Consider the following 15,067-nt stretch of genomic DNA (forward strand, 5'->3'; position numbering starts at 1 on the left):
ACAGGCAGGTCATGATCATCAACTCGCGCTTTTTCAATCGCTCTGAACTGATCGGCTTTTTTGCGCTCGCGGTGCTGTTGTTTGTCATCCTGCCGCTGTCGCTGGATATCTTCCGCCTCAACCTGGTCGCCAAATACCTGACCTACGCCTTCGTCGGCATCGGCCTCGTGCTGTGCTGGGGCTATGGCGGCATCTTGAGCCTGGGGCAGGGCGTGTTCTTCGGCCTCGGCGGCTACTGCATGGCGATGTACCTCAAGCTCGAGGCGTCCTCGGTTGCCAACACCAAGATCCAGTCGACGCCGGGCATTCCCGACTTCATGGACTGGAACCAGATCACGCAGCTTCCGCTGTTCTGGAAGCCGTTCCACAGTTTTCCGCTCACGGTGCTGGCGATCTTGCTGGTTCCCGCCTTCTTTGCGCTGATCATCGGCGCGGCGATGTTCAAGCGCCGGGTCGGCGGCGTGTATTTTGCGATCATCACGCAGGCCATCGCCGCGATCCTCACCATTCTGATCGTGGGACAGCAGGGCTACACCGGCGGCATCAACGGCATCACCGATCTGCGCACACTGCACGGTTGGGACATCCGCACGGATCACGCCAAATTCATTCTGTACTTTGTCGAGGTTGTGTTGCTGTTCGGTTGCATCGTCGCCGCGCAGTTCATCCGCCTGACAAAACTCGGGCGCATCCTGGTGGCGATGAGGGAGCAGGAGGACCGCGTGCGCTTCTCCGGTTACAGCGTCGCCAATTTCAAGATCTTCGCGTTCTGCGCCGCGGCGGTGTTTGCCGCGATCGGCGGCGCCATGTTCACGCTCGAGGTCGGCTTCATGTCGCCGTCCTTTGTCGGCATTGTGCCGTCGATCGAGATGGTGATCTACACCGCGGTCGGTGGCCGGATGTCGATCTTCGGTGCGGTCTGGGGCGCGCTGCTGGTCAATTTCGCCAAGACCAGCCTCTCGGAGTCCTTCCCGCAGCTCTGGCTGTTCGGCCTCGGCGCGCTGTTCATCGCGGTCGTGCTGGCGTTCCCGAACGGGCTCTCCGGCATCTGGGCGGACCACGTCCAGCCGCGCATCGAGCGCCTGCTGGCATCGCGAAGATCAAAATCGGCGGCGCTTGTCGCCGACGGCGCACCGGCTGAGTGAGGAGGAACCATCATGCTCGTCGGTCATCAGCCCAAGGACTTCCTGCTCGCGGTCTCCGGCCTCACCGTGTCCTTTGACGGCTTCAAGGCGGTGAACGATCTCTCCTTCTATGTCGAGGAGAACGAGATCCGCGTCATCATCGGCCCGAACGGCGCCGGCAAGACCACGGTGCTCGACCTGATCTGCGGCAAGACCAGGGCCACATCAGGCTCGATCCAGTTCCGCGGCCAGGAGCTGACCAGGCTGCGCGAGAACGAAATCGTGCAGGCCGGCGTCGGCCGCAAGTTCCAGACGCCGTCGGTGTTCGAGGATCTCATCGTGTTCGAGAACCTCGAAATCTCCTATCCGCGCGGCCGCACCGTGTTCGGCTCGCTGGCCTTCCAGCGCGATGATGCGGTCAAGCAGCGGGTCGAGGAGGTCGCCGAGATGATCTTCCTGAAGGATCGCCTCAACACCTATGCCGACCAGCTGAGCCACGGCCAGAAGCAGTGGCTCGAGATCGGCATGCTGCTGATCCAGGACCCGGACTTGCTGATGCTCGACGAGCCGGTCGCCGGCATGAGCGTGTCCGAGCGCGCCAAGACCGCCGAGCTGCTCAACCGCATCATCAAGGACCGCTCGGTGCTGGTGATCGAGCACGACATGAAGTTCGTCGAGGACATCGCCCACAAGGTCACCGTGCTGCACCAGGGACAGATCCTGTCCGAGGGAACCATGGAGCACGTCAAGAACGATCCCAAGGTCATTGAAGTTTACCTGGGCCACTAGCCCATGATCCCGGAAAGTGGCGTCCGGTTTCCGGACAAGATCATGGGCACGAACTAAGGAGCGCGTCGATGCTGGCAATCAATGATCTTCACGTCGCCTATGGCCAGAGCGAGGTGCTGCACGGCCTCAACGTCTCAGTCGCGCCCAACGAGATCGTTGCGATCATGGGCCGCAACGGCATGGGCAAGACCACGCTGATGAAGTCCCTGATGGGCATCCTGCCGGCCAAGAGCGGCAAGGTGACGATGGACGGCACCGAGCTCGGCACCATGAAGAGCTACGAGCGGGTCGCGAAGGGCCTCGCCTATGTACCGCAGGGCCGCATGATCTTCTCAACCATGACGGTGAAGGAGAACATCGAGACCGGGCTCGTGGTGTCAGGCGGTTCCGAGGTCCCCGGCGATATCTACGAACTGTTCCCGGTGCTGCTCGAGATGAAGGGCCGCCGCGGCGGCAATCTCTCGGGTGGGCAACAGCAGCAGCTCGCGATCGCCCGGGCACTTGCGACCAAGCCGAAGGTGCTGCTGCTGGACGAGCCGACCGAGGGCATCCAGCCGTCGATCATCAAGGACATGGCGCGCACCTTGAAGCGGATCCGCGACGAGCGGGGGCTATCGATCGTCGTCTCCGAGCAGGTGCTGAGCTTCGCGCTCGACATCGCTGACCGCGTGCTCGTCATCGAGAACGGCGAGATCGTCCGCGACGATCCGCGCGACAGCGTCGATGCCGCACAGATCTCGAAATATCTGTCTGTCTAACCAGTAACCCAAGGGGAGCAAGCGATGCCAGATACACTGATCAAGGTTGATCTCAGCAAGTCCGCCTATGAAAACGACAAGATCCACAACCGCTGGCATCCGGAGGTTCCGATCGTCGAGTGGGTCAGCCCGGGCGACGATTTCATCATCGAGACCGTCGACTGGACCGGCGGCTTCATCAAGAATAACGACTCGGCCGACGACGTTCGCGACATCGACCTGTCGATCGTGCACTTCCTGTCGGGCCCGATCGGCGTCAAGGGTGCCGAGCCCGGCGACCTCCTGGTTGTTGACCTGCTCGACGTCGGTCCGCTCAAGGAGAGCCTGTGGGGCTTCAACGGTTTCTTCTCCAAGCAGAATGGCGGCGGCTTCCTGACCGACCATTTCCCGCTGGCGCAGAAGTCGATCTGGGACATCAAGGGTCTCTACACGTCGTCGCGCCACATCCCCGGTGTGAACTTCGCCGGACTGATCCATCCCGGCCTGATCGGGTGCTTGCCCGATGCGAAGATGCTGGCGGCCTGGAACAAGCGCGAGGCCGAGCTGATCGCGACCAACCCGACCCGCGTGCCGGGCCTCGCCAATCCGCCGTTCGCGCCGACCGCCCATGCCGGCCAGGCCAAGGGCGATGCCAAGGCCAAGATCGGTCTCGAAGGCGCGCGCACCGTGCCGCCGCGCGAGCATGGCGGCAATTGCGACATCAAGGACCTTTCGCGCGGCTCGAAGATCTATTTCCCGGTCTATGTGCCGGGCGGCGGGCTCTCGATGGGCGACCTGCATTTCAGCCAGGGCGACGGCGAGATCACCTTCTGTGGCGCCATCGAAATGGCCGGCTGGTTGCATATCAAGGTCGATATCATCAAGGACGGCGTAGCGAAGTACGGCATCAAGAACCCCGTGTTCAAGCCGTCGCCGATCACGCCGAACTACAAGGACTATTTGATCTTCGAGGGCATCTCGGTCGACGAGGCCGGCAAGCAGCACTATCTCGACGTCCACATCGCCTATCGCCAGGCCTGCCTGAACGCGATCGAGTACCTGAAGAAGTTCGGCTACTCCGGCGCCCAGGCCTATTCGATCCTCGGCACCGCGCCGTGTCAGGGCCACATCTCCGGCGTGGTCGACGTGCCCAATGCCTGCGCCACGCTGTGGCTGCCGACGGAAATCTTCGACTTCGACGTGATGCCGTCGTCGGCGGGACCGATCAAGCACATCAAGGGTGACATCCAGATGCCGATCTCGCCCGACAAGTGATCCTTCAAGTGATCCCTGCGCGAAGGATGCGGGACGGCTGCGTATTGGCCGCCTCGCATCCATCGCCGGATGTCACGCACGACTGCGCAAGGATTAAGGAAATGCCGATCTACGAATATCTCTGCAACGACTGCGGTCCCTTCACCGACATGCGGCCGATGGCCGAATGCGACCTGCCGCAGGACTGTCCGCAATGCGAGACGACGTCGCCGCGCGTGATACTGACCGCGCCGGCGTTCTTCTGCATGCCCTCGGACAAGCGCAAGGCGCACGCCACCAATGAGCAGAGCCGGCACGCGCCGAAGACGCTCGATCAGTACAAGGCCGCGCACGGGCCGGGCTGCGGCTGCTGTTCCACCACGGGCAAGAACAAGCCGGCACGGCTGATGACCAAGACCAAGAGCGGGGCAAAGGGCTTTCCGACCGCGCGTCCCTGGATGATCAGCCACTGACGGCGTGGCTGGTCGTCAGGCCTGCTCGGCGACCTTCAACGCTTCGGTGCGGATCTCCTCGACCAGCCGTTCCTTCAGGGCGACGAATTCCGGCGTGGTCTTGATCTTGTAGGAGCGGGGATGCGGCAGATCGACCGTAATCTCGGCCTTGATGCGGCCGGGGCGCGCGCTCATGACGATCACGCGGCTGCCGAGGAAGATCGCTTCCTCGATGTCGTGCGTCACGAACAGCACGGTCTTCTGGTCGCGTTCCCAGATCCCGAGCAGCATCTCCTGCATCAATGCCCGCGTCTGGTTGTCGAGCGCGCCGAACGGCTCGTCGAGCAGCAGGATCTTCGGATCATTGGCCAGCGCCCGGGCAATCGCCGTGCGTTGCTGCATGCCGCCCGACAACTGCTTGGGCCAGTGATTTTCGAAGCCGGATAGCCCGACCCGGCGAATGAAGGCGTCGGCTATCTCGTGGCGCTCGGCTTGCGGAACACCGCGCTCGCGCAGGCCGAAGGCGATGTTCTCGCGCACGGTCAGCCAGGGAAACAGCGTGTAGGATTGGAACACCATGCCGCGATCGGCGCCGGGGTCCGTGACCTCGCGGCCATCGAGCGTGACCCGCCCGCTGGTCGGCCGGTCGAGCCCGGCGATGATCCTGAGCAGGGTGGATTTTCCGCAACCCGACGGCCCGAGAATGGTGACGAAGTCGTTGTCGCCAACATCGAGGCTTGTCGGCTCGAGCGCTTTGGTCGGCGCATGGCCGGCGCGGGCGGGGAAGGTTCGCGAGACCTGATCGATCCTGAGCGCGGTCATGCAAGCTTCCACGGGAACAGCCAGGCGTTGAAGGCCTTGAACAGGAAGTCGGAGATCAGGCCGATCAGCCCGATGACGATGATGCCGAAGATGATCTGGCCGGTGTTGAGCAGTGCCTGGCTGTCGGTGATCATGTGCCCGATGCCCGACGACGAGCCGATCAATTCGGCGACGATGACGTAGGTCCAGGCCCAGCCCAGCACCAGCCGGAGGATCTCGGCAATCTCGGGGGCTGCGGAGGGCAGCAGCACGCGGCGGATGATGCCGCGGTCGCGGGCGCCGAGCGTGTAGGCGGCTTCGACCAGGTCGCGTCTTGTGGCGCCGACGGTCACCGCCACCATCAGGATGATCTGAAACACCGCGCCGATGAAGATCACGAGCAGCTTTTGCAGCTCGCCGATGCCCGCCCACAGGATCAACAGCGGGATGAAGGCGGAGGCCGGCAGATAGCGCGCAAAGGACACGAAGGGTTCGAGGAAGGCTTCGATCGGCTTGTAGGCGCCCATCAGCACGCCGAGCGGCACCGCGATCGCGGCGGCAAGGGCAAAGCCGCCGACGACCCGCCAGATCGTCATCCCGATATCGAACAGGAAGCCTTGCTTGGCGATCAGCTCATAGCCCTCCTGCACCATGGTCAGGGGATTGGCGAGGAATGTCTTCGACACGTGGCCGCCGAACGTGGCCCAGGACCACAGGGCGACGAACAGCACGAAGAACGCGAGGCCGTAGGCCACGCGCTGCTTCGATGTCGTGGGCTCGAGAGGACGCATCACGGTATCCAGGCGAATCTCATGCGCCAGTCCCGCCTGCAGTGCCGCGAGGCGGGGCCGGCCGAAATGATTGTTGCGTTACTTGATGAAGCTTGCGTCGTAGATGTCGTCGACCTTCGGCGCAGCCTTGATGATGCCGACCTCGAGCAGCAGCTCGGCTGCATCCTTGTTGAAGGTGAGGAAGTCGCCGGCGAAGAATTTCTGGTTGGCGGCCTTGTCCTGCCAGCGCAGGTATTTTGCCGAGTTGCCGAACTGCTCGCCGGACTGCTTCACGTCTGCGCCCATGATCTCGTAGGCCTTGGCCTGATCCTTGGCGATCATGTCCAGCGCCTCGAAATAGCTGTCGGCGAGCGCCTGGGCCGCCTTCGGATTGTCGGTCAGGAATTTTGGCGTGCAGCCGAACGTATCCATCACCATCGGATAGTCGAGCGTGGTCGCGATGATCTTGCCCTTGTCGGGCGCCGCGCGCACGGTCGACAGATAAGGCTCGTAGGTCATCGCGGCATCGTTCTGACCGGAGACGAAGGCCTGCGCGGCGGCAGCCGGCTCCAGATTCACCACGGTGACATCCTTCACCGTGAGGCCATTCTTCTTCAGCATCCAGGCCAGCGCGAAATAGGGCGAGGTGCCTGGCGCGGAGGCGGCGACGGTCTTGCCCTTCAGGTCCTTGATCGCGACGACGTCGTTGCGCACGGCCATGCCGTCGGCGCCATAGCTCTTGTCGAGCTGGAAGATCTGCTTGGTCGCGACGCCATTGGCATTCCAGGAGATCCAGGTCTCGACCGTCGTGGCGGCGCACTGGATGTCGCCCGAGGCAATCGCGAGATGCCGGTCCTTCTGCGGGATCTTCTTCAGCGTCACGTCGAGGCCGTTCTTCTTGAAGATGCCGGCCTCCTTGGCGAGCGTCAGCGGTGCGAAGCCGGTCCATCCGGAGATGCCGACGCCGACCTTGACGTCATCGGCGAGCGCGGCGGTGGACGCGAGCAAAGCTGCGACTGCGGGCAATAGCTTGAAGGAACGCATGATTGTCGACTCCTTGAACGACGGATTGAAGCCTGTTGATCTCTTCACGTCAGTGATCTCCTCACGTCAGTGATCTCTTCACGTCAGTCGCGGCGGATTGCCGCATGAGACGCGTCTGTGAATAGTTGCCCATGATGCATTGCATGAATTATGCCGCGCAAGATGTTCTCAGCCTCCCGTGAAGCGAGCTACCAGCCGGTGCGTCTCGCCCGGATAGTGCAGCCGCACCGCGGTCAGCGTCCGTGCGCTGCGCCAGGTATAGCGATCGATCACGAGGCAGGGCGCGCCGACCGCGATGTCGAGTGCCTTGGCCGTGCGATCGTCGGCAACGACGGCGCTGATTGTGTGCTCAGCCTCGGTCCACGGCACATGATGCAGCAGCCATGATCCCGGCGGTTCGCGTGCAAAGTCGGCCGTTGCGGCCTCCGGCACGGTGGCGAGATCGATCAGCCTGTCCTCGACGGCGAACGGCACATTGTCGGCGCTGTGCCGGCAGGCGATCGCGACCACCTTGCCGGCCTTGCTTGCACCGAGCCGGGCGCGATCAGCCGATGTGGCGGTGCGCCGCCGGCAATCGATCAGCTGATAGCCATAGCTGCGCCCGAGCGCGGTGATCTCGGCTCTGATGTCGGCGATCTTGAGCACCGCCGACAGATGCTGCGGACGGCGCACGAAGGAACCGGCGCGGCGGCGGCGCTCGATCAGGTCGGCCTGCGCCAGCTCCGACAGCGCCTTGCTCACCGTCATTCGCGAGCAGTGATAGCGCGCCATCAATTGATGCTCGAAGGGGATGCGATGACCCGGCGGCCATTCGCCGGTCAGGATCCGCGTCTCGATGTCGAGCCGGATCCGCTTGTAGAGCGTCGGCTTGCCGGCCGTATCAGGGCGGGCCCGATCGGAGGCGAGACTCATGCCACGAGCCTCCGGATGCTTGCATTGAATTGCTCGCGCGCCCTGGCACGCAGCCGGTGCCGTCCGCCCGCGACCACCTTGTCGCCGCCGGCCCAGACGCAGTCGATCGCGTCGGCTCCGGCCGCAAACAGCCAGCCGTCGAGAACGGCATCGTCTGACCGTCCGGCCAGGGACGGATGCGCGGTGTCGAGGGTGACGATGTCGGCCCGCGCGCCGGGGACCAGCCCAGTCCTGGTTTGTGCCAGCGCCTGCGCACCGCCTGCGAGCGCGTGATCGAGCAGCGCGCGGCCGGTGGATGCGCCGGGACGCCCGGAGAGCACATTGCGCTCCCGGTGCTTCAGTCGCTGGCCGTACTCGAGCTGACGCAGCTCGTCGGCGACTCCGACCAGCACGTTGGAATCGGTTCCGATGCCGAACCGGCCGCCTGCGGCGAGGAATTCGCGCGCCGAAAAGATGCCGTCGCCGAGACTCGCTTCGGTGACCGGGCAGAGGCCGGCCACTGCGCCGCAGCGGGCGAGCGCAACGACTTCCTGATCCGTCATGTGGGTCGCGTGAATCAGGCACCAGCGCTGATTGACGGGCGCATGTTCGAGCAGCCATTCCACCGGCCGCTGCCCGGACCAGGCGAGGCAATCCTCGACCTCGCGCACCTGCTCGGCAGCGTGGATATGGATTGGGTCTGGCCCGGCGAGCGGGATGATCGCCGCAAGTTCATCGGGTGACACCGCACGAAGGCTATGTGGCGCGATGCCGATATTGGCGCCGGGCAATTTTCGGATCACCTCGCGCGAGGCTGCCATCAGCGCGGCGAACTGATCGACCGAGCAGATGAAGCGACGCTGACCCGCATGCGGCGCTGCGCCGCCAAAAGTGCTGTGGGCATAGAAGCTCGGCAGCAGCGTCAGCCCGATGCCGGAGGCCTCAGTGGCTTCAGCAATGCGCACTGCCATCTCGGCAGGATTGGCATAAGGCGAGCCGTCGCGATCATGATGCAGATAGTGAAACTCGCCGACGCGGGTAAAGCCCCGCTCGAGCATCTCGACATAGAGCAGGGTCGCTACGGCCGCGACGTCGTCCGGCGTCATTTCCAACGCAAAGCGATACATCGTCTCACGCCAGGTCCAGAACGTATCGGTGGTGTCGCCGCGCAGCTCGGCGAGGCCGGCCATGCCGCGCTGAAAGGCGTGGCTGTGCAGGCTCGCCAATCCCGGAACCGCCACTTGGTGACGTTCGTCGCCGGCGGTCGCCGCCACGCCCGGCGTCACCGAAGCGATCGTGCCGCTGGCGACGGCGACCTGCACGTCACTGGCCCAGCCCGAAGGCAGCAGCGCGAATGCGAAATGCAGTCGTGTCATTTTTCCACGCCGGCTGGACAGAACCGGCACACGATTATATGTCTAGACATATAAGTCAAGCATCCCACCTCGAGGGGACGATCGCATGGCAGAGCGTTTCGACCGCATCTGGCACAACGCCCGGCTCGCCCCGATGCGCGGCGATCGCGCCGATCTCGGCGAGATCGAGCGGGGCCTGATCGCGGCGCGTGACGGCCGCATCGTCTATGCGGGCGCGCAATCGGATTTTCCTGTGGATGCGGACGCCATTCAACGGATCGATTGCGGCGGCCGCTGGATCACGCCCGGGCTGGTCGATTGCCACACCCATCTCGTCTTTGGCGGCAACCGCGCGCATGAGTTCGAGCTTCGCCTAAAGGGCGCGAGCTATGAGGAGATCGCGCGCGCGGGCGGCGGCATCGTCTCGACCGTGGCGGCGACGCGCAAGGCGACCGAGGCGGAGCTTGTCGCCGGCGCACTGCCGCGGCTCGACGCGCTGGTCGGCGAGGGCGCAACCACCGTCGAGATCAAGTCCGGCTATGGCCTGAATGCCGAGACCGAGATGCGGCAGCTGGCCGCCGCACGCAGTCTCGGCCAGCTGCGGCAGGTTGCGATCCGCACGTCCTTTCTCGGTGCGCATGCGCTGCCGCCCGAAGCCGATGGCGACAAGGATCGCTACATCGATCTGGTCTGCAACGAGATGCTGCCGGCCGTGGCCAAGGCCGGTCTTGCCGATGCCGTTGACGGCTTCATGGAGGGCATTGCATTTTCCGGAGAGCAGACGGCGCGGGTGTTCGAGGCGGCGCGTACGCTCGGACTACCCGTGAAGCTGCATGCGGATCAACTGTCAAATCTTGGCGGTGCAGCGCTCGCCGCAAGATTCTCCGCGCTATCAGCCGATCATCTGGAGCACACCGATGAAGCCGGCGTCGCCGCGATGGCAAAGGCGGGGACCGTCGCGGTCCTGCTGCCCGGCGCGTTCTACTTCATTCGTGAAACGCAGAAGCCGCCGGTCGAGCTATTCCGCGCCCACGGCGTGCAGATGGCGCTGGCGACCGACTGCAATCCCGGCAGCTCGCCGCTCACCTCGCTCTTGCTCGCGATGAACATGGGCGCAACGCTGTTCCGGATGACGGTCGCTGAATGTCTCGCCGGCGTGACGCGGGAAGGAGCGCGCGCGCTCGGCATGCTCGCCGAGACCGGCACGCTCGAAGCCGGCAAATGGTGCGATTTCGCGATCTGGGACATCGAGCGCCCGGCCGAACTGGTTTACCGCATTGGCTTCAACCCGCTGCACAGCCGGGTGTGGAGGGGACAATGAGTGACCGCGATGCGCCTGTCGTCGTGACACCCGGAACCGTCGGCCTGGACGTGCTGGCGCGAGTGCTTGCGGGCGCGACCATCGTGCTCGATCCGTCGTGTTGGCCGCGCGTCGAGGCGGCTGCGGAGATCGTGGCGAAGGCCGCGCGTATCGATGTTCCCGTCTACGGCATCAATACCGGCTTCGGGAAGCTGGCGTCGACGCGCATCGCGCCTGATCAAACAGCACTGCTTCAGCGCAACCTCATCCTGTCGCATTGCTGCGGGGTCGGGCCAGCGACGCCCGAGCCGATCGTCCGCCTGATGATGGCGCTGAAAGTGATCTCGCTCGGCCGCGGCGCGTCCGGCGTGCGCCGCGACGTCATCGAGCAGTTGCAGGGCATGCTGGCGCGCGGCGTTGATCCGCTGGTGCCGCAGCAGGGCTCCGTCGGGGCCTCCGGCGATCTGGCGCCGCTCGCCCATATGACCGCGGTCATGATCGGGGAAGGGCAGGCAGTCGTGGACGGCAAGGTCGTGCCGGGCCGCGAGGCACTTGCGGCCGCCGGTCTCGCGCCGCTGACGCTTGGTCCCAAAGAGGGGCTTGCGCTGATCAACGGCACACAGTTTTCGACCGCGTATGCGATTTCCGGCCTGCTGCGCGCGCATCGTCTGGCGCGTGCCGCGCTGGTGACCGGTGCGCTGTCAGTTGACGCGGCGATGGCGTCCACGGTGCCGTTCCGCCCGGAAATCCAGGCATTGCGCGGCCATGACGGGCAGATCGCCGCGGCAGCTGCCTTGACTGCGCTGCTCGACGGCAGCGACATCAGGCAATCGCACCTCGAAGGCGATGAGCGGGTGCAGGACCCTTATTGTCTGCGCTGCCAGCCGCAGGTCGCGGGCGCGGTGCTCGATCTGCTCGCGCAAGCCGCGCGCGGGCTGACCATCGAGGCCAACGCCGTGACCGACAACCCGCTGGTCCTGGTTGAGACCGGCGAGATCGTCTCGGGCGGCAATTTTCATGCTGAGCCGGTGGCGTTCGCAGCCGACCAGATCGCGCTCGGTCTGGCTGAGATCGGCGCGACCAGCGAGCGGCGGATCGCGACCCTCGTCGACCCAGCCCTGAACTTCGGTCTGCCGCCGTTCCTGACGCCCGAGCCCGGCATCAATTCCGGCTTTATGATCGCCGAGGTGACGGCGGCGGCGCTCTATGCCGAGAACAAGCAGCGCGCAATGCCGTGCTCAATCGACTCCACGCCGACCAGCGCCAATCAGGAGGATCACGTCTCGATGGCCGCGCACGCCGCGCGCCGGCTGTCCGACATGGCCGACAACCTTGCCGCCATCCTCGGCATCGAGCTCCTGGTCGCCGCGCAAGGCATCACCTTGCGCGCACCACATTCGACAAGTGCGCCGCTCGCGGCCGTCATCGCCGCGTTGCGCGAGCACGTTCCGGCGCTCGCTGCTGATCGCTACATGGCCGACGATCTCGCCAAGGCTGCGGCGCTGATCGAGGCCGATACGTTACCGGCCACGGCGATCGCCGCCCTTTCAGCTGATCCGTTTCCAAGACTTGCCTAGAAGACTTGCCTAGAAGACTTGCTTAGCCCACAGGAACATCCGTCATGAACCGCCGACTGGATAACGAACGTGTCATCCGTGCTCCCCGCGGCCCCGAGATCAGCGCGAAGAGCTGGCTGACGGAAGCACCGCTGCGCATGCTGATGAACAATCTGGATCCAGATGTCGCCGAGCGTCCGAGCGAGCTTGTGGTCTATGGCGGCATCGGACGTGCGGCGCGCGACTGGGAGAGCTTTGACCGGATTGCCGCCTCCCTGCGCAAGCTCGAAGGCGACCAGACGCTGCTGGTGCAATCCGGCAAGCCGGTCGGCATCTTCCGCACCCATGCGGATGCGCCGCGCGTCCTGATCGCGAATTCGAACCTGGTGCCGCATTGGGCAACGCTCGATCATTTCAACGAGCTCGACCGGCAGGGCCTGATGATGTTCGGCCAGATGACGGCGGGGTCATGGATCTATATCGGCAGCCAGGGGATCGTGCAGGGGACCTACGAGACGTTTGTCGAGGTCGGGCGCCGGCATTATGGCGGCAGTCTCGCCGGCAAATGGATCCTCACGGCGGGCCTCGGCGGCATGGGCGGCGCGCAGCCGCTCGCCGCGACGATGGCGGGCGCCTCGATGCTGGCGGTGGAATGCCAGCCGAGCCGCATTGAGATGCGCTTGCGCACGGGTTACCTCGACCGCCAGGCGACGACGCTCGATGAAGCGCTGGCGATCATCGCTGACGCGGCCAAGAGCCAAAAGCCGGTTTCGGTCGGCCTGCTCGGCAACGCGGCCGAGATCTTTCCCGAACTGGTGCGCCGCGGCGTGCGGCCGGACATCGTGACCGACCAGACCAGCGCGCACGATCCGATCAACGGCTATCTGCCGAAGGGGTGGACGCTTGCCGAGTGGGAAGCCAGGCGCGCCGCCGATCCGAAGGCCGTGGAAAGCGCAGCCAAGACCTCGATGGTCGATCACGTCCAGGCCATGCTGGATTTCCACGCGCAGGGAATCCCGACGCTCGACTACGGCAACAATATTCGCCAGATGGCGAAGGACATGGGCCTGAAGCAGGCGTTCGATTTTCCGGGCTTCGTTCCGGCCTATATCCGTCCGCTGTTTTGCCGCGGTGTGGGACCGTTTCGCTGGGCGGCGCTGTCAGGGGATCCCGAGGACATCTTCAAGACCGATGCCAAGGTCAAGGAACTGATGCCCAACGACAGCCATCTGCACAATTGGCTAGACATGGCCAAGGCGCGCATCAAGTTTCAGGGGCTGCCGGCGCGAATTTGCTGGGTCGGCCTCGGCGACCGCCATCGTCTCGGCCTTGCCTTCAACGAGATGGTGGCGCGCGGCGAACTCAAGGCGCCGATCGTGATCGGCCGCGACCATCTCGACAGCGGCTCGGTGGCGAGCCCGAACCGCGAGACCGAGGCGATGCGCGATGGCTCGGACGCGGTGTCGGATTGGCCGTTGCTCAACGCTCTGCTCAACTGTGCGAGCGGCGCGACCTGGGTGTCACTGCACCATGGCGGCGGCGTCGGCATCGGCTACTCGCAGCACGCCGGCATGGTGATCGTTGCCGACGGCACGCCGGAGGCGGCGCGCCGCCTCGAGCGCGTGCTGTGGAACGATCCGGCGACCGGCGTCATGCGTCACGCCGACGCCGGCTATGAGACCGCGGTCGAATGCGCCCGGGCCAATGGGCTTGATCTGCCGAGCTTGCGCGCCTGAGTCGACGTTGGCGCGAAGCGGGGTTCTCGCCAAGCATTTCAATCCGCCGAGAGCGGTTCGCCGGTCAGCGACCAGCTCTCGCCATCGAATGTCGCAATCCGCAGCGTCCGGAACGGCGTGTAGTCGCCGGGCCGGGTGCTGATCGAGATGCCCGGCAGCATCATCGGCAGCCGCTCGCCGTTCAACGAGGTCGCCTCCTTGATCAGGTTCTCGCGGGTCAATTGATTGCCGCATTTGCGCAATGCCAACTCCACTGCATGCACGTTCATGTAGGCGACCAGCACGGAATAGTCGTCCGGATTGGCCGAAGGTGCGTATTTTTTCAGGAAATCCTTGTAGGCGTTGACTTCGTCGTCCTTGGCCCAGGCCGGATCGCCCGGCTGCTTGAGAAACTGCGTGGTCACCAGTCCTTTCGACGCTTCGAGGCCCGCCGGCTTCAGGATGGTGTCGACCGACGCCGTCGAGCCGCCGATCACATGCAGCGGCTTCCAGCCGAGCTCATAGACCTTGCGGATCGATTGCGCGGCGGCCTTCGACGACGACTGCTCGATCAGGGTGTCGACGCCGGCGGCCTTGAGCTGGACGATCTGCGAGTCGATCGTCGGGTCGGCGAGTTCGTAGGAGGCCTGGGCGACGATTAACTCGGCCTTGGGGCCGAGGCCGGCGCGGAGGCCCTTGAGGTAATCCTTGCCGTAGTCGTCATTCTGGTAAAGCACGCCGATCCTGGCGTCGGGTTTTGCGGCCAATATGTACTTGGCGACGACGCGGCCTTCGGTTTCGAAGTCCGGATAGAGCGGGATGGTCCACGGGAACGCCTTGGGATCGTTGAAGCGGCGTCCGCCGGCGGTGATGAAGAGCTGTGGCACCTGCTTGCCGTTGAGGTATTTCTGGATCGCGACGTTGGGCGCGGTGCCGATCGTGCCGACCTCGGCCAATACGCCGACGTCCTCGATCAGCTTGCGCGATTGCTCGACCGCCTTCGGCGCGCTGTAGGCATTGTCGAGCTGCGTGAAGTTGATCTTGCGGCCGTTAATGCCTCCTCGTGCGTTCAACATCTCGAAATAGCCGACCACGGCGCGCCCGGCGCCCGCGCCGAAAGCGGAGGCGGGGCCGCTCAGCGGCGTCGACTGGCCGAGCTTGATCTCGGTGTCGCTGGCGCCGGGACCATAGGCCTTCTGCGCGTCGGCAGGTGCCGCCAGCAGGCCGGACAGCGCGACGGCCGCCAGCGCCCGGGTGATGATGGGGTTCAAGGTCGTTC

Annotated in this window: 14 protein-coding genes; 8 read left to right on the top strand and 6 right to left on the bottom strand. The window is 64.7% G+C overall.

The genetic code is table 11. From position 1 onward, the window contains the following. The first annotated feature begins 11 nt into the window (after nt 1-11). From urtC to G6P99_RS17790, 5 genes are all read left to right on the top strand, one after another. The gene (gene urtC, locus G6P99_RS17770) at nt 12-1,145 is read left to right on the top strand and encodes an urea ABC transporter permease subunit UrtC (RefSeq protein ID WP_165128821.1); all 1,134 of its coding nucleotides are present in this window, start codon (nt 12-14) and stop codon (nt 1,143-1,145) included. Between the two features lie 12 nt (nt 1,146-1,157). Next, the gene (gene urtD / locus G6P99_RS17775; RefSeq protein WP_165128823.1) at nt 1,158-1,913 is read left to right on the top strand and encodes an urea ABC transporter ATP-binding protein UrtD; all 756 of its coding nucleotides are present in this window, start codon (nt 1,158-1,160) and stop codon (nt 1,911-1,913) included. Nucleotides 1,914-1,981: 68 nt separating this feature from the next. Next, entirely contained in the window at nt 1,982-2,671 is a 690-nt protein-coding gene (urtE, locus tag G6P99_RS17780; protein ID WP_029080652.1) for an urea ABC transporter ATP-binding subunit UrtE, read from the top strand. 24 nt (nt 2,672-2,695) lie between these two features. Continuing rightward, nucleotides 2,696-3,925 carry a formamidase gene (gene fmdA, locus G6P99_RS17785; protein ID WP_029080651.1) on the top strand — a complete coding sequence of 410 codons (1,230 nt, stop codon included), beginning with the start codon at nt 2,696-2,698 and terminating at the stop codon, nt 3,923-3,925. Between the two features lie 101 nt (nt 3,926-4,026). Then, nucleotides 4,027-4,377 carry an FmdB family zinc ribbon protein gene (locus tag G6P99_RS17790; RefSeq protein ID WP_029080650.1) on the top strand — a complete coding sequence of 117 codons (351 nt, stop codon included), beginning with the start codon at nt 4,027-4,029 and terminating at the stop codon, nt 4,375-4,377. Between the two features lie 15 nt (nt 4,378-4,392). Here the strand turns inward: G6P99_RS17790 and G6P99_RS17795 are convergent, their stop codons facing one another. The 5 genes from G6P99_RS17795 to G6P99_RS17815 form a co-directional block, all read right to left on the bottom strand. Continuing rightward, entirely contained in the window at nt 4,393-5,178 is a 786-nt protein-coding gene (locus G6P99_RS17795; protein WP_165128825.1) for an ABC transporter ATP-binding protein, read from the bottom strand. Then, nucleotides 5,175-5,948, bottom strand: a complete 774-nt coding sequence (locus G6P99_RS17800; protein WP_029080648.1) for an ABC transporter permease — start codon at nt 5,946-5,948, stop codon at nt 5,175-5,177. Before G6P99_RS17800 ends, G6P99_RS17795 begins: the two co-directional genes overlap by 4 nt. Nucleotides 5,949-6,026: 78 nt before the next feature. Beyond that, nucleotides 6,027-6,971, bottom strand: a complete 945-nt coding sequence (locus G6P99_RS17805) for an ABC transporter substrate-binding protein (protein ID WP_029080647.1) — start codon at nt 6,969-6,971, stop codon at nt 6,027-6,029. Nucleotides 6,972-7,139: 168 nt separating this feature from the next. Beyond that, complete coding sequence (hutC, locus tag G6P99_RS17810) at nt 7,140-7,883, bottom strand: histidine utilization repressor (protein ID WP_029080646.1); 744 nt, start codon at nt 7,881-7,883, stop codon at nt 7,140-7,142. Beyond that, complete coding sequence (locus G6P99_RS17815) at nt 7,880-9,238, bottom strand: formimidoylglutamate deiminase (protein WP_165128835.1); 1,359 nt, start codon at nt 9,236-9,238, stop codon at nt 7,880-7,882. The genes hutC and G6P99_RS17815 overlap by 4 nt, the downstream gene beginning before the upstream one ends. Before the next feature lie 85 nt (nt 9,239-9,323). Between G6P99_RS17815 and hutI the strand changes: the two genes are divergently transcribed. From hutI to hutU, 3 genes are read left to right on the top strand one after another with little or no spacing between them, the layout of a single operon-like run. Next, nucleotides 9,324-10,538 (top strand): imidazolonepropionase, encoded by a 1,215-nt coding sequence (hutI, locus tag G6P99_RS17820; RefSeq protein ID WP_029080644.1) that lies wholly within the window; start codon nt 9,324-9,326, stop codon nt 10,536-10,538. Next, nucleotides 10,535-12,094, top strand: a complete 1,560-nt coding sequence (gene hutH / locus G6P99_RS17825) for a histidine ammonia-lyase (protein ID WP_029080643.1) — start codon at nt 10,535-10,537, stop codon at nt 12,092-12,094. The genes hutI and hutH overlap by 4 nt, the downstream gene beginning before the upstream one ends. 44 nt (nt 12,095-12,138) lie before the next feature. Then, nucleotides 12,139-13,809, top strand: a complete 1,671-nt coding sequence (hutU, locus tag G6P99_RS17830; RefSeq protein ID WP_029080642.1) for a urocanate hydratase — start codon at nt 12,139-12,141, stop codon at nt 13,807-13,809. Nucleotides 13,810-13,847: 38 nt separating this feature from the next. On the opposite strand, the gene G6P99_RS17835 is transcribed toward hutU, so the two are convergent. Next, nucleotides 13,848-15,050: an ABC transporter substrate-binding protein gene (locus tag G6P99_RS17835; RefSeq protein WP_029080641.1), complete on the bottom strand. Its 1,203-nt coding sequence runs from the start codon at nt 15,048-15,050 to the stop codon at nt 13,848-13,850. Nucleotides 15,051-15,067: the final 17 nt, after the last annotated feature.

This window comes from Bradyrhizobium sp. 6(2017) (assembly GCF_011058295.2).
GTDB classification, from domain to species: domain Bacteria; phylum Pseudomonadota; class Alphaproteobacteria; order Rhizobiales; family Xanthobacteraceae; genus Bradyrhizobium; species Bradyrhizobium septentrionale.

Bases quoted from the DNA above. Each gene is read 5' to 3' on its own strand.
- urtC (WP_165128821.1), top strand. From the start codon at position 12: ATGATCATCAACTCGCGCTTTTTCAATCGCTCTGAACTGATCGGCTTT.
- urtD (WP_165128823.1), top strand. From the start codon at position 1,158: ATGCTCGTCGGTCATCAGCCCAAGGACTTCCTGCTCGCGGTCTCCGGC.
- urtE (WP_029080652.1), top strand. From the start codon at position 1,982: ATGCTGGCAATCAATGATCTTCACGTCGCCTATGGCCAGAGCGAGGTG.
- fmdA (WP_029080651.1), top strand. From the start codon at position 2,696: ATGCCAGATACACTGATCAAGGTTGATCTCAGCAAGTCCGCCTATGAA.
- G6P99_RS17790 (WP_029080650.1), top strand. From the start codon at position 4,027: ATGCCGATCTACGAATATCTCTGCAACGACTGCGGTCCCTTCACCGAC.
- G6P99_RS17795 (WP_165128825.1), bottom strand. From the start codon at position 5,178: ATGACCGCGCTCAGGATCGATCAGGTCTCGCGAACCTTCCCCGCCCGC.
- G6P99_RS17800 (WP_029080648.1), bottom strand. From the start codon at position 5,948: ATGCGTCCTCTCGAGCCCACGACATCGAAGCAGCGCGTGGCCTACGGC.
- G6P99_RS17805 (WP_029080647.1), bottom strand. From the start codon at position 6,971: ATGCGTTCCTTCAAGCTATTGCCCGCAGTCGCAGCTTTGCTCGCGTCC.
- hutC (WP_029080646.1), bottom strand. From the start codon at position 7,883: ATGAGTCTCGCCTCCGATCGGGCCCGCCCTGATACGGCCGGCAAGCCG.
- G6P99_RS17815 (WP_165128835.1), bottom strand. From the start codon at position 9,238: ATGACACGACTGCATTTCGCATTCGCGCTGCTGCCTTCGGGCTGGGCC.
- hutI (WP_029080644.1), top strand. From the start codon at position 9,324: ATGGCAGAGCGTTTCGACCGCATCTGGCACAACGCCCGGCTCGCCCCG.
- hutH (WP_029080643.1), top strand. From the start codon at position 10,535: ATGAGTGACCGCGATGCGCCTGTCGTCGTGACACCCGGAACCGTCGGC.
- hutU (WP_029080642.1), top strand. From the start codon at position 12,139: ATGAACCGCCGACTGGATAACGAACGTGTCATCCGTGCTCCCCGCGGC.